Here is a 12,693-nt window from a genome sequence, read left to right on the forward strand (position 1 = left end):
GCGTGACCTGACGCCGCTGACGCTCAACAGTTGCCCTTAAGGTTTGATTAAGCATAGCTTGAACAGGGCCATCCGATGGACTTGGGGACGCCCGCAGCTTCACCTAAGTACACGCTCCTCACCCGATGCTGGGTGATTTGTTGGAGTGACATGATGTCAATGGAAAATGAGGCAGCCGCTCAGGCGCTGGCGCTCGACCGTTCGGTCAGCGATGCCGAAATAAATATCGCCATCTCCCATGCGCAGAACGCAATCGAAGCTGCGGGCGAGACACAGTCCCCGGGATTGCGCCGCGCGATACAGGTCAAGGATGCGCTCGAGGGCGCGCTGCGCATCCGGGGCAGGGCGAACCACCGGTGAACCGTTGAATTCCGCAGGCCTGATGGTCGCCGGTCCGTTCAATTCCACCGTGCGCGTCCGATAGATTCCGCACCGTCAAACAGGATTCACGATGCAACTGATGTCCATGCCGGTGGTCGCCGGCATATCCTTGGGCGTTGCGATCGCCACCGTCTTCGCCCGAAAGCACCGTGGCAAACCTGCCGGTGAAAGGGCGCTCGTCTCCCTCGGAAGCTTTCTCGCGACGCTTCTTGCGCTGTTCATTCTCAATTTCGCGATCTTCTGCGTCCAGCAATCCTGATGGATAGAATCTGACGCTTGGTACCCGCGCAGAAACCTCCGACCTTTCCCGGAAGCAGAAATTCCAATGTCGCACGTGGGTGGTTAGCGGTCCTTTGGTTATTCGTCGCTCCGACAAAGCGGCGCGCAGTTTATGCCCAACCTCACTTTTGCGGAATGCCGCCTCAAGCTATTCTGAATACCCCGCGGTGGAGATTTTGCAGCAATGGCGAACCTCGTCTTTGGAATGAACCAGTCCCTGGACGGCTACGTCGACCACCTGGAAATGTCGACAGGCCCCTCGCTCTTTCGTCACTGGATAGAGCAGGTGCGCGACCTGACGGGCAGTGTGTACGGTCGCCGCATGTACGAGATCATGCGTTATTGGGACGAAGACCGTCCTGAGTGGAGTGCGGAGCAACGCGAGTTCGCGGCGGTGTGGCGGCGCCAACCGAAGTGGGTCGTGTCGCGCTCGTTGAAGTCAGTCGGCCCCAACGCCACACTTGTCGAGGATGACATCGAGGCAGTGATACGTGACCTGAGGGCTCGGCTCGTTGGGGAGATTGCAGTGTCCGGACCAGACCTGGCACGAAGCCTGACCGACCTTGGTCTTATTGATGAGTATCGACTCTACTTCCACCCCGTCGTGCTTGGTCGTGGCAAGCCATTCTTCGCCGGCCCGCGACCACCACTCCGCCTTGTTTCCACCGATCACGTTGGCGAGGACGTGATTAGGTTGACGTACGTTCCCGCTTAATCGCGCGTCTCGCCAGACGGACCGCGCCGACGCGTCAGGTCCGCTTTGGGTCGAGTTTGCCCCTTTGGTCGCCGGCCGAAGATCGGACATCCGGTGCGGCGACAGGACCGCCGCACTGACATGGCGGCGCATCGTAGCGGGCAACCGGCCCGCTGACGGGCCGGTCGAATTCGGTAGAAGGATTAGAACTTCCGGCTGATCGCGATCTTGAAGTTCCGCCCCGGCATCGCCGAAATCCCGTCGCTGAGATAGGGCTCGTAGTATTTGTCGAAGATGTTGTCGACCGCGAGATGCACCTCGCCGCCGTCCATGAGGCCCGATGTCGGCGTCCAGTCGAGGAAGAGGCCGTGCACCGCGTAGCCGGCGCTCGGCGGGCGGGCATAGGTCTGTCCGCCCTGATTGTAGGGCGTGCGGTTCTGGTCGTCGACGAAAGTGCCCGTCCAACCAAAGGCGAGGTCCTGATCCGGCACCTTGATTCCGGCTGTGGCGATGACGGTCAAGGGGGCGAGATCGTTGATATAGGTATCGGGACCCCAGATGTTGTTGACGGCTCCGGTCCGCTCACCCGTCATCCAGGACACGCCGATGTCCGCGAACATGCGTTCGGTCTCGTAGTGCGATTGCAGTTCGATGCCGCGGATATCGTAGGACGGCGTGTTCCAGTAGAACGGGACGTTGCCCGACACGCCAGCGAGGTTGACCGACCCGAACCGACGCGTCACCGGGTTGGAGACGTGGTTGTTGTAGAGGGAAATCCGCGTCGACAGCATGTCGTCGCTCGTCAGGACGTCATTGAAGCTCATATCGACACCAATGTTGAAGGTGCTGTTGCGTTCGACGTCGAGATCGCGGCTGGTGCCGGAGGCCTTGGTCTGAACACTTTGGGTCGAGTAGATCTCGTCGATGTTGGGAACCCGCATCGCATAGGCCCAATCGGCAAAGAACCGCACCGAGGGCGTTGCCTCCCAGGACAGGCTGATCGCCGGCGTCACGCCCCGATGCGAGACGGCAGAATAATCGTGTCCGGCCAGCGGATTGTTGAAGCGCGGCGCCTCGTTCGGCACGCCCTTGGAACGCACATGGTCAAAGCGCAGGCCCGGCGTCACGGTCAAAGTGTCCGTCAGCTCGATCCTGTCGCGAACGAATGCGGCAAGGGTCTTCTGCCTGCCTTCCGGCATGAACCAGGGGGCGTAGTAACCGTAGTTGTATTGCGCCTGGGTGCGGTTGACGACATCGTACATCCAGATGTCACGATCATGGTCGAAGTATTGGACGCCGTAGTTCAGGCTGTGCGACAGGCCGCCGAGCGTGAAGTTGGATGTGTTTTCGGCCTCGAACTTGATGTCGGTATACGCAGCATCGCTTTCGTAGCCGCCGACGGATGCGCTCGGATTGAGCCCGGGAATATCGGGCCGCGTCGCGTGCTGGCTGGTCGACGAGAAGCTCGCCATCATCCGATAGTTCACCAGGTCGCTGTCGCCGGTATAGCTGTAGTTCAGCGTTGAGGTGAAATCCTCGATCTCGCGCCAGGTAAGAAGCCGGCGCATCGCTTCCTTGTAGCCGTATCGGGCGATATTGAACTCCGATGGCGCCGACTGGCCGCGGATGGCGGCCACCGGCCCCCAATTGTCGTTCTGGCCGTAGGCGACCGTGCCTCTGATCTCGTGGCCGTCATACTCGGCGCCGACATTGGCAAGCAACGTGGTGAGCTTCGAGTTGGAATAGTTGTAGATCTCGCCACCGCCGACCCGCATGTCGTCACTCTTGCGCCATGTCGCCGCCAGAAGGCCGTCATAGGTCACCGGACCGCCGAAGTCCGACTTTCCGTAGAGCGCGCCGGTTTCCAGAAACTGCTTGTTGGCGCTCTGGAAACCGGACTTGGCCCAGACGCCCCATTCTTCGCCCGGCCGCAGCATGTCGGCCGCATCCTTGGTTTCCATCAGCACGGTGCCGCCGAAACCGCCATTGCCGTAACGCACCGAGGTTGCACCTTTTTCGATCTCGACGCGCTTGAGCAGTTCGGGCTCGATGAACACCGTGCCCTGGTCGTATTTTTCGAAATTCTTCGGCGCGCCGTCGAGGATGATCCGGACGTCGGACTGCCTTGCAAAGCCGCGGATGGCGAGCGTCTGTCCTTCGATGCGTACGCCACCGCCCATCGACACGCCAGGCGTCTTCTGCAGCAATTCCGGAAGGCTCGATGCCTGCGCCTTCTCGATGTCTTCGGCATCGAGAACGGCGACATTCGGCGCGCGATCACCGTGCTTGGCTTCGCCGCGCACGACGATCGGCGCGAGCTTGGTGCCCTCAGCGTCGACCGGCGCGGATGATTCGGTGGCGCCCATGAGCTTCACTGTCGAGCCGCCGACGAACCGGTAGCGGACGCCGGTTCCACTCAGCAACCGCGACAGCGCCTCATCCGCCGTCATCTCGCCGGAAAGACCTGACGTGCTCACGCCTGATGCAACCGAGCTGTCGAACACGACCTGAAGCTTGAGCTGGCTCGCCAGGCGGTTGACGGCGGCGGTCAGCTTGCCGGCTGGCACGTCGACGTGATGCACCGAGGCATCCTGGGCGAAGGCACCGGTGCTTGCCAGGGCAAACACGGTACCCGCCATAAGCAGGTTGAAAATTCCGGAGTGGCGGCGTCCGCCCGTCGCATTCGAGTATGGCATGATGGTCCCAGACAATTGGAGATGGCCGAGAAAAGGCCGGTCTGGTTTCTGGACGAACGAGGCGCCGCTTCAGGGACACCTCGTCTCGATATTTTTTAACGCAGGATCGTGACGTAGGGTCCGATCCGGGTGAGCTTGATGTCGAAGGCTTCGGCAAGACCCTGCAATGCCCTGACGGGATCGGAGAGGTCGAAGCTGCCGGACACCCGTCTGGCGCCGATGGTAGCGTCGGCCACCACTATCGTGCCCGGTACGTAGCGCCCGATTTCCTTGATGACCGACGCGATCGTGCGTTCCTCGAAGACGAGACGCCCGTCCCGCCAGGCCGCCGCCAGCAGGGGATCGATCGGCTTTATGTCGCCGAGAGTGCCCTGGTGGTCATAGCTCACCTGCTCGTTGACCTCAACGCGACGGGACGGCGCCTCCGTGCCGGTTGCAACCGACACCGCGTGCTCGAGCACCGTAACACTTGCCCCATCATCGGTCAGGTTGACGTCGAAAGCCGTTCCGAGTGCGGTCGTCGTACCCGCCCCGGCCTCGATGACGAAAGGCCTGTTCCTGTCGGCCGCGACCTCAACGAATGCTTCGCCGCGCAGCAGAATGATGCGGCGTTCGCTCGCGGTGAACTCGTAGGCAACTGCAGATTGGGCGTTGAGCTGCAGCGTCGAGCCGTCGTCGAGTCTCAGGATAGGTCTTTCACCCTTGCCGGTGATGACGTCCGCCCGCATCCACATCGCGCCGTCGAGCGCGAGAAAGATGCCGGCACCGGCAACGAGAATTGTCGCGAGCGACGCGAGGGTCTTTCGACGATTTTGAGAAGCCGTCACCGCCCGTTGGGCAAATTCCGGTTCGCGCCTGATCAACAGCGTGGCATCGCCGACCGCCCTTTGTGCCCGCGCAAAAATCTCGGCATGTGCAGGGTCCTCGGCGCGCCACCGTTCGAACGCCAGCTGCAACTCTTCATCCCCAGGGTTATCCGTAAGGCGCACGAGCCAGTCCACCGCCTGCTCGCGCACCCGCTTTTCAAGCGCCTTGCGTTCGCGCTCAGGCGCGCTGCCGGTTGGCGCATGCCGTCCGTCGAGCGCGGTCACGACGCCTCCTCCAGACGGTCGAGGCAATGCAGGTATGCCTTGCGCAGATGCCGGTCCACCATGTTGCGGCTGATGCCGGTGCGCATGGCAATTTCGTCGGAGGTGAGATTGCCGATCCGGCTGGCAAGAAACACCCGCCGTCGCTGCAGCGACATCTCCATGATCGCCGTCTTCAGGATCGACAGCCTGCGGCGAAGGTCGATGTTGGCGTCGGGAGCGGCGATATCGCTCGCAACCGCAAGGGCTTCTTCTTCGCTGCCGGAGAAGAGCTTGAGTTCGAATCGGTCACGCCGCAGCCAGTCGATGCCGAGATTGGCACAGGCGCGGCGCAGGAATGCCTTCAACGAGGATTTGCCTTCAAGCGACGTCCGGCGGTCCACCAGACGGACATAGAGCTCGTGAACGACCTCGTTTGCCGTGGCCGGCGCGTGACCGCGCCGCCGCGTCACCGTGCAAAGCTCGTCGTAGTAGGCCACGATCGCGTCGTCGAGCATCAAATGCGAAGCTGATTTCTCTGGCATGTTTGTTTTCAGGACCGATCAGAAGCGACCGACGGGAAGAAGATGGACGGCAAAGCGCCTGCAAAAGGCCGGCGCCGGCGTTCATTAGCGCGTACCTGCCGCGCTTACAACAAATATGAGAATAATACTCATCTTTTATTGCGGGCACGCCTGCCCGTGTTTCTCCGCCACCCTTCTGCCTGAACCCGCTTGCCACGCCGCGCCTCGATAACCCCGCCAGTGTCGCGGCCAAGGCCGCGTTGAATCCGGCGACTTTCCCGCACGACCCTTTACGGTTCCCTTATTCCCGAGCCACATCTTCCCAAACGATTACCTATGCGCACGCGGGTTAGTCTCCGTGTGTTATCGCCGCATCGCCCGGCTGATCAGCCGGACCAAGACTGTGCTCTACCGCTGTTGCCATGCTCGTGCCGCTTTCAGGTGGCTTGAGACGCCAGCCTCTTTCTTCGCGGCGTTTCGCCCGGCAGCAATGCCTCAAAGAGCAGACGACAAGATCTATAACGAGTATCAGACGATGAAGATGAAAGCCCCATTCAAGCTCGCGCCAAAACAAAGCCGGCGATTGCCTACCGAATATTTCATTCTGGCGAATGTACGTTTCCAAGGGCAGGTTGTTGGATACCTCGCCGGGCGGCCGATCCGTGAGATGGCGACAGACGACAGCGGGCTTCGATACCGGTTCGTCGGCGTCGCCGCGCGCAATGCCGCAGGCGGGCCGGATGTACAGTCACTGCGCAAGGGCGAGTGGATCGTTCAACCGGGACTGGTTTATGCCAGTATCGACGACGCTCCGGCCAACCGAGCCGCCTGACAAATGTCGAAGTGTCGGGGAAGCACTCGAACATGACCGCAATGTCTATGTAATCTTGGCAGATTAGCTCCGGGGCAGACAATTCGAACCCGGAATTGAATTCCGCTTTTTCAATAAGCTACAGCGACATGCTGCCACACTTTGTTGAAATAATTCTCTTTAGAAATCAAAGGACTGTGCCACACGCTGCCACACCTGTTGTGCTGTCGGAGATCATCCAGCAATTCGATCGGCTGCCGTGCGGTGGCGCAACCGATAGAGAACAAAAATCGTGACATTCGGAAGATTTGGAGGCGAAATAAGGTCCTTCAGAAATTGAACCGCACGCCAAGGACATTTGCATTGGAGCCGCCGCGCATCTCGCCGAGCGTCCCCCAGGCTCCGGATCGGTGGTGAACCCGCCAGAAGAAATCGACGTTGGGCATGGTGTCGAAGGAAAGGTTTAACTCGGGGCCGAGATAGAACAGGGTTCTGGCGTTTCCGTCGCGTTCCAGCTCCTTCTGGCGCTCCCGTCCCTCCTGGGTATGCGTGACATAGCTGATGCCAAACGTAAGGGCTGGCGAGATACGGACGACATCGCCAATCTCGAAACCGTCGTAGCGACCGACGACGCCGCCCCAGAATTCCGCATTCGGATGCCCGCCGAATCTTCCGGCGAGCCCCACTTCCAGTCCGAACCTGAAGGAGCCCATCCTTGCCGGGAAGTACTGATAGCCGAGGCCGGCGATCGGGAGGTCGGCGTATGTGACGCCGAAAGGATTGCCTGCCTGGAGGATGTCCGCGTCGACCATTGTGCCGCCGAAGGCGAATACCGACTGATCGACGTCGCGGTTCTGTGCCTGCGCGTCGGCTTTTCCCAAGAATGGCATCGTGGCAGCGCCGAGCAGCAGAGCAAGCGGGATGGCAGTTGAAGCCTTCATATCGGATCTATTACGAATGAGCGAGCGCCGAGCCGCGGCTTGGGCTGTGGTTTCGGCACGCGTTTGAATGGAAGAATTTCTGCCATCTGCACCTCTCAGCATTGCAGAACAGATTGTCTGCACGAGAAGTTAAATTGCAATGTATGGCCAGGACCCTTGCCCCCCAGGAGAGGGCGCTAGTTTGGCACAGCCCTTGTATCGCAGGCGATTGAGGCGTGTCTAGTGGGGGTGTTCGGGACTTATTTCGGGACTCTGTGTCGCGGTTTTGTTTTCACCCAGCGCCGCCACTACTGTGAATCCTACAATAGCCAACGCGTGCCGTTACGACATAGCCTCTGCCCAAGAGGAGAAACGCATGGATGAAATTCCTTCAATCACCGACCTTGCCGACAACGAATTGCGCGAGGTCTGCCTGGTGGCCGTCTTCCTACTCGCTCAAGCAAATTGGGCCAACGGGTCCGACGACGATATGTGGCGCGACGTCCTCGATGAGGCCTATCGGCGCGGCTGGACAGACAGGCGCGTCTCGATCGAGACAGTTCCTATAAATTAGCGCCGACTTGCAGAACGTCTTGCGCGCCCTACCCTCCTGTCCGGGAGGAACCGCCATAGCGAAAATACCTGCGCCGAAGCACCCGAAGTCTCACCCAGATCGCGACCTACTTTGCCAGGAGGCGCTCGAAGCTGAATTTCAGTCGTTGGCCTATCGAGCTCAGGCGGCCGGCTGGTCACGCGAGGAGGTAGCGACGGCGCTGATGGAACTGGCCGACAACCACTTCCTCGCGACGAATTCCAATGCCGAAATGTTCGAGCTTGGCGCCGGCATCGTGTTGCTGGCCCGCAAGCCACACTAAGCCCTCCCCAAATATTGGTGTTGACTCTCGGCCACAATGAGAACATTTGTAGAACAAAGCCCTTGAGAAGGCCTGCACGATGAGTGACGAAGGCGGCGCTACCAAAAGACCGGAAGGCGGCATAGTCGAGCATCTCTGCGAGCATCCCGGCTGCAAGAAGTGGGGAAGCCTTGGTTATGCCGTCGGTCGAGCCCTTCCTAACTGGTACTGTTTCGAACACAAAATCGAATGGCCGCCGGCCGAGAAGTTTCAGGGAATTCTCCTGCCTCCCAGAGGCCGTGCGACGTAGAAAAGGAGGCGACCATGTCAGATGACAACATTGTCGAGTTCGTCCCACCCAAAAAAATCGTCAAGTTCGATGACGACTATGATGACAGCTTAGGCTCGATGCCGCTCAACCCCATTGCATACGAAAAGCTCCACCACGCCGTTCAGCAAGCAATCAACGAGCGCGAGGATCGGGGAGGCTTTGAAGCGTTCGGCGCAACGGCCCTTATGTTTCCGGATTGTCATCCGAGCGGGGTCATTTACGTCGCCGTTAACCGGGCGGCAAAAATGGCCTGCTGCCTCTACAAGGACCACCGCCTGCTGAGCAAAATACACCCTGACCAGATTGATATCGCGATCGGGCCGGTTTGGATCGAAGCAGATAAGTCCGAAGACCAGGGTGAACAAGAATTCACTGAGGTGCTCGCGGCCAAGAAGCTCTTCGAGATCCTGAACGATATCGAGGGGTATAGTAAACTCGCTTGACATGCCGAAGAACGAAGAGCCCAAGCCCCAGTACAGATGGGTGCTCACATGGCCCGGCGAGGCCGAGCACGATTTCATCGGCTTCGACGGCGACCAGCTCGTCGGTAGGATCTACCGCGTTGACCATTCTCCGCTCAACGGCAGATGGAAATGGCAGGTCGGACGAATCCCGGGAGTGCGGGAGAACGTAATGCCGCATAGTGGGTGGGCTGATACCGCGCGCCAGGCTGCGGCAAAGACCGAACAGAACTTTGGTCAAACGATGGAGCGGAACGCTGCGTACAGCGGCGCCCCTAAATAGCTGCGCCGCGACCGGCATGGTCAGGACGGCATGTCTACCCGCAGATCTGTGGGTTGAGAGCAAGGATCAGCTGCTCCATATAGGCCCAAGTTTCAAATGCGGAGTGCGTAACATGGGCAAGACGATGACCGAAACCGCAATGGCGCTATCCCTAGAGATTGGAGAGCGTCTTAAAATACTCCGCCAGATGCGGGGACTTTCGCAGGAAAAGGTCGCGACAGCGCTTGGCATTACATTCCAGCAGGTTCAGAAATATGAGCGTGGAGCCAACCGCATCTCCGTTCCGACCTTGCTTCAAATCTGCGAGATCTTAGGTGCCCATCCAATGGAGATCATTGGTGACGTTCCTGCGGACAACACTGAGCGGCCGAATGTGTTGCGTCAGCGACTTGATATCGCCGAAAGCAAGCTCGCGAGGATGCAAAAAATCATCGCTGAGCGCACGTGATGCGAGAGCCGCAAACTCCGCGGCTTGCCGAGGTAAACTCCGTATAGGTGATTTCGGCGACGAATACCGGTTCGCAGAACACGGCGTTCTTTCGCTTTAGCGCGACCGGCGGCACCTTCGCCGGCATGGCCGACAGTTGCTTGCGGAGATCGCGGGCCATCTTGGCGGTGAAGCCTGTGCCGACCCCGCCGACATACACCAGATCGTCGCCTCGCCGAGCCGCCAGCAACAGCCGCGAGATCGCTCCGGTCACTTTCGTTGAAGGTTCGAATCCAACGACGATGAAACCGTCGCTCTGGATGCACTTCAGCTTGAGCCAGTCGCCCATTCGGCCAGATCGGCAGGGTGCTCGCCTGTCCTTGGCGATGATACCTTCAAGCCGAATTCGCAGGCCGCTTGCAGAATAGCGACGCCGTCGCCTTCGATCTCTTCCGCCAGCCGAATGGCCGAGCCGTCCTCGTCGATCGCATCCTCTAGCATCATCCGGCGCTCCTGCTGTTCCATGCCGCGCAGGTCGTGGCCATCGAAATACAGAACGTCGAAGGCAAGAAACAGCGCCTCACCGGCGACGCGCTTCCCACCCCTGCCGCCGAGCGCCGCCTGCAGCATCCCGAAGTTCGAACGGCCGACGTCGTCGAGCACGACCGCCTCGCCGTCGAGGATCATGGTGGTGGGGCCGAGTCCCCTTGCCGCCGCCTCGATTGCCGGGAAACGGTGCGTCCAGTCATGGCCGCCGCGCGTCAGGATGCGCACCCGGCTCGGTTCGACATGCACAGCCAGGCGGTATCCGTCCCGATCAAAAGCGCTGAAAAGCAGGCCTCCTCGATGACGTTCAAGGTTCGCGACCTTTTGGTCCGACAGCGAACGCAAACGATCAACGCGTTGCGGGGGCATCTGATGGAATACGGCTTAGTCGCCGCGCAAGGGATGCAAAACGTTCCCCGTCTCCGGCAAATGATCGAAACGCATCCGGACCTGCCAGAGATCGCCAGAAGCCTCAGCTTCGGACTTTTGCAGCACATCGATTTTGCGGCGTGGATTGGGCTCACGCCTAAACAGAACTCGTCCGGAGGCAAGGAGCGTCTGGGAAAGACATCGAAAATGGGGCAGCGGGATTTGCGGCGGCTGCTCATCATTGGAGCCACGACCGTCGTCCGCTGGGCGAGGCGACGCGGCGCCCCGGCTGGTACCTGGCTGGCAAGAATGCTTCTGACGAAACCGCCAAAGCTGATTGCAGTAGCTCTGGCCAACAAATTGGCGCGTATCGCCTGGGCTCTCATGGCCCGCGGGGGCGTCTACGAAGCTCCGGCCCCTGGCTCTGCCTGACGCAGCAGCCAGAAGTCGCGAGACGTCGGGCATGTGGTGAGGTCTAACGGAGGATTATGGGCAATCGGTCAGAGAACGGGATCGGATAAACCAGTAGTGGGATGAGTGCGCACAAGCACGCGTATCCGATTTGGTTCCGATCCACGAACTCCATAAAGGCCCGCGGCGTCTCGATCTCGCCACATGAGGCCGGACACACGTCAGCGCCTGACCACGTGCCTGTACCGAAGTAAGATTCCGCTTGCATCTTCCGGGGCGTCCACACACATCCCATTTGATTTCGAATGCCCAGTCGCCACCAGCCGGCGCCCTCTTCGCAAGCAGCGCAAGGCAAGGCTCGACGCGGTCCGGCATGGGTTCAAATGGCAGACGAGGCTGATCCGGGTAGCGCGGCTTATGTGGCTGGCCGCGCAACACTTCATTGTCGTTGTGCAGCAGTCCCTTAAGTCGAGAACCATTGATGGGTACTTTAGCCATGACGCATTAAGGCACGCACGCCCAATAGAGTCACGATACATTCGCGATCGGAACAATGTCCCTCCGCCCGCGTTTTTTAAGCGCATAAGCGTTGGCGTACTATGAAGGCAATCCAACGCGGACTCCCGGACGGTCTGGCTACCGGCCGCCGTCCGGCCTGGGTCCTCCGCACACATTCACCAGCTTATGAGGCTGGCGAGCTACTGGGCTGCTCTACTCCGACGAACGCGGAAAATTCTACGTATTCCGCTGATACTCGGTTTATCGACTTCACAGTCTGGCGTTGCAAATGCTTCGCGCTGTGGTGTCATGCCTTATGCGACAGCGTCCTGCACAATATCGATCCAGGCAGAGAAGACCGCCCTACAGCCGAGCAACTTCAAAATTTGCGGCTGTTTTCGGCGTGTTTGCCATGCTCTTGCTTGCTGATGCTCTAAGCGGGTCACCGCTGGTCAAGCAACTCTACGCGACCGCTTCAGGCTGCCACATCAAAGGCAACATCAGCATCAACAGTGGACAGGCGATCTTCCATGTTCCAGGGCAGGAAGACTACTCCTCAACGACAATTCGTCCGGAATACGGGGAACGATGGTTCTGCTCAGAGGCAGAGGCCCGGCAAGCCGGCTGGCGAAAAGCCAGTAGATAGCACCGCCCTACCGAATAGACGGTAGTCATTGAGTGGTCGCGTGCCTTGGCACGAGCTTAACCGCGCTTTAGCGCCTTCATGTTAAGGGCTTTCGCATGAGCGAAACCGAAGTGTCGCCGAAGCAAGAGCGGTTTCCCCGCCTCAAAACGATTGCGGCGGAAATCGGCCTCGCCGCATTTGGCCCTGCAACTCTGTATGGAGTGATCGAGGCGCTGCTGGACGGCGTAGTCCGTAATCGCGGGCGGGTCATCGCGTCTGCCAAAGACGACCCTTTCGAGTTTTACTCGATGATGCTCGTAGGCGGGCTCGGTGCACTATTTGTCACAGGGCCGAGCCTTCTCTTCCTCATCCTGCTGCTTAAAGGCCGTGCATCCCGCCGAGCGTGATCTGTGACCGGATTCATCCACCTCTCCGGCGGGAGGCAAAGGTCGCCACTACCAATGGCGCTGGAACTTAAATATTGCCTTCGGCCGCAAGTCGCGCGAACTTTCGCGC

14 protein-coding genes and 2 pseudogenes are annotated in these 12,693 nt (G+C 59.8%); 11 read left to right on the forward strand and 5 right to left on the reverse strand.

Going from position 1 to position 12,693, the window contains the following annotated elements:
- Nucleotides 1–153 precede the first annotated feature (153 nt).
- The 3 genes from ABIE33_RS14915 to ABIE33_RS14925 all read left to right on the forward strand — a co-directional run bounded on the left by ABIE33_RS14915 (nucleotide 154) and on the right by ABIE33_RS14925 (nucleotide 1,375).
- Nucleotides 154–360, forward strand: coding sequence for a hypothetical protein (locus ABIE33_RS14915; RefSeq protein WP_429126182.1), 207 nt, complete (start codon nucleotides 154–156; stop codon nucleotides 358–360).
- Nucleotides 361–451: 91 nt separating this feature from the next.
- Nucleotides 452–640: a hypothetical protein gene (locus ABIE33_RS14920; protein ID WP_429126184.1), complete on the forward strand. Its 189-nt coding sequence runs from the start codon at nucleotides 452–454 to the stop codon at nucleotides 638–640.
- Between the two features lie 204 nt (nucleotides 641–844).
- Nucleotides 845–1,375 (forward strand): dihydrofolate reductase family protein, encoded by a 531-nt coding sequence (locus tag ABIE33_RS14925; RefSeq protein WP_429126186.1) that lies wholly within the window; start codon nucleotides 845–847, stop codon nucleotides 1,373–1,375.
- Between the two features lie 182 nt (nucleotides 1,376–1,557).
- Here ABIE33_RS14925 and ABIE33_RS14930 read toward each other — a convergent pair whose 3' ends face one another.
- The 3 genes from ABIE33_RS14930 to ABIE33_RS14940 all read right to left on the reverse strand — a co-directional run bounded on the left by ABIE33_RS14930 (nucleotide 1,558) and on the right by ABIE33_RS14940 (nucleotide 5,662).
- Nucleotides 1,558–4,050: a TonB-dependent hemoglobin/transferrin/lactoferrin family receptor gene (locus ABIE33_RS14930; protein ID WP_429126188.1), complete on the reverse strand. Its 2,493-nt coding sequence runs from the start codon at nucleotides 4,048–4,050 to the stop codon at nucleotides 1,558–1,560.
- Nucleotides 4,051–4,145: 95 nt separating this feature from the next.
- Nucleotides 4,146–5,141, reverse strand: a complete 996-nt coding sequence (locus ABIE33_RS14935; RefSeq protein ID WP_429126190.1) for a FecR family protein — start codon at nucleotides 5,139–5,141, stop codon at nucleotides 4,146–4,148.
- Nucleotides 5,138–5,662, reverse strand: coding sequence for an RNA polymerase sigma factor (locus ABIE33_RS14940; RefSeq protein WP_429126192.1), 525 nt, complete (start codon nucleotides 5,660–5,662; stop codon nucleotides 5,138–5,140). Before ABIE33_RS14940 ends, ABIE33_RS14935 begins: the two co-directional genes overlap by 4 nt.
- 514 nt (nucleotides 5,663–6,176) lie before the next feature.
- On the opposite strand from ABIE33_RS14940, the gene ABIE33_RS14945 reads away from it, so the two are divergent.
- On the forward strand, nucleotides 6,177–6,473 hold the full coding sequence (locus ABIE33_RS14945) for a hypothetical protein (protein WP_429126194.1): 297 nt from the start codon (nucleotides 6,177–6,179) through the stop codon (nucleotides 6,471–6,473).
- Nucleotides 6,474–6,781: 308 nt separating this feature from the next.
- On the opposite strand, the gene ABIE33_RS14950 is transcribed toward ABIE33_RS14945, so the two are convergent.
- A complete protein-coding gene (locus ABIE33_RS14950) occupies nucleotides 6,782–7,393 on the reverse strand; it encodes a hypothetical protein (RefSeq protein WP_429126196.1) in 612 nt (203 codons plus the stop codon).
- Between the two features lie 355 nt (nucleotides 7,394–7,748).
- On the opposite strand from ABIE33_RS14950, the gene ABIE33_RS14955 reads away from it, so the two are divergent.
- The 5 genes from ABIE33_RS14955 (at nucleotide 7,749) to ABIE33_RS14975 (ending at nucleotide 9,749) form a co-directional block, all read left to right on the forward strand.
- The gene (locus tag ABIE33_RS14955; protein WP_429126198.1) at nucleotides 7,749–7,946 is read left to right on the forward strand and encodes a hypothetical protein; all 198 of its coding nucleotides are present in this window, start codon (nucleotides 7,749–7,751) and stop codon (nucleotides 7,944–7,946) included.
- Between the two features lie 145 nt (nucleotides 7,947–8,091).
- Nucleotides 8,092–8,247 (forward strand): hypothetical protein, encoded by a 156-nt coding sequence (locus tag ABIE33_RS14960; RefSeq protein ID WP_429126200.1) that lies wholly within the window; start codon nucleotides 8,092–8,094, stop codon nucleotides 8,245–8,247.
- 79 nt (nucleotides 8,248–8,326) lie between these two features.
- Nucleotides 8,327–8,536 carry a hypothetical protein gene (locus ABIE33_RS14965; RefSeq protein WP_429126201.1) on the forward strand — a complete coding sequence of 70 codons (210 nt, stop codon included), beginning with the start codon at nucleotides 8,327–8,329 and terminating at the stop codon, nucleotides 8,534–8,536.
- A 14-nt stretch (nucleotides 8,537–8,550) separates the two neighbouring features.
- The gene (locus ABIE33_RS14970) at nucleotides 8,551–9,000 is read left to right on the forward strand and encodes a hypothetical protein (RefSeq protein ID WP_429126203.1); all 450 of its coding nucleotides are present in this window, start codon (nucleotides 8,551–8,553) and stop codon (nucleotides 8,998–9,000) included.
- A gap of 413 nt (nucleotides 9,001–9,413) precedes the next feature.
- Nucleotides 9,414–9,749, forward strand: coding sequence for a helix-turn-helix domain-containing protein (locus ABIE33_RS14975; RefSeq protein WP_429126205.1), 336 nt, complete (start codon nucleotides 9,414–9,416; stop codon nucleotides 9,747–9,749).
- Nucleotides 9,750–9,780: 31 nt separating this feature from the next.
- Here ABIE33_RS14975 and ligD read toward each other — a convergent pair.
- A pseudogene (gene ligD / locus ABIE33_RS14980) lies at nucleotides 9,781–10,541 on the reverse strand (non-homologous end-joining DNA ligase); the annotation flags it as partial.
- Nucleotides 10,542–10,580: 39 nt separating this feature from the next.
- Here ligD and ABIE33_RS14985 point away from each other — a divergent pair.
- Together ABIE33_RS14985 and ABIE33_RS14990 are read left to right on the forward strand one after the other, a co-directional pair.
- Nucleotides 10,581–11,075, forward strand: a pseudogene (locus tag ABIE33_RS14985) (transposase); the annotation flags it as partial.
- A 1,218-nt stretch (nucleotides 11,076–12,293) separates the two neighbouring features.
- Nucleotides 12,294–12,584 carry a hypothetical protein gene (locus ABIE33_RS14990; RefSeq protein ID WP_429126206.1) on the forward strand — a complete coding sequence of 97 codons (291 nt, stop codon included), beginning with the start codon at nucleotides 12,294–12,296 and terminating at the stop codon, nucleotides 12,582–12,584.
- Nucleotides 12,585–12,693: the final 109 nt, after the last annotated feature.

It is taken from the genome of Ensifer sp. 4252, from assembly GCF_050434565.1.
In the GTDB taxonomy this organism is placed as follows: domain Bacteria; phylum Pseudomonadota; class Alphaproteobacteria; order Rhizobiales; family Rhizobiaceae; genus Ensifer.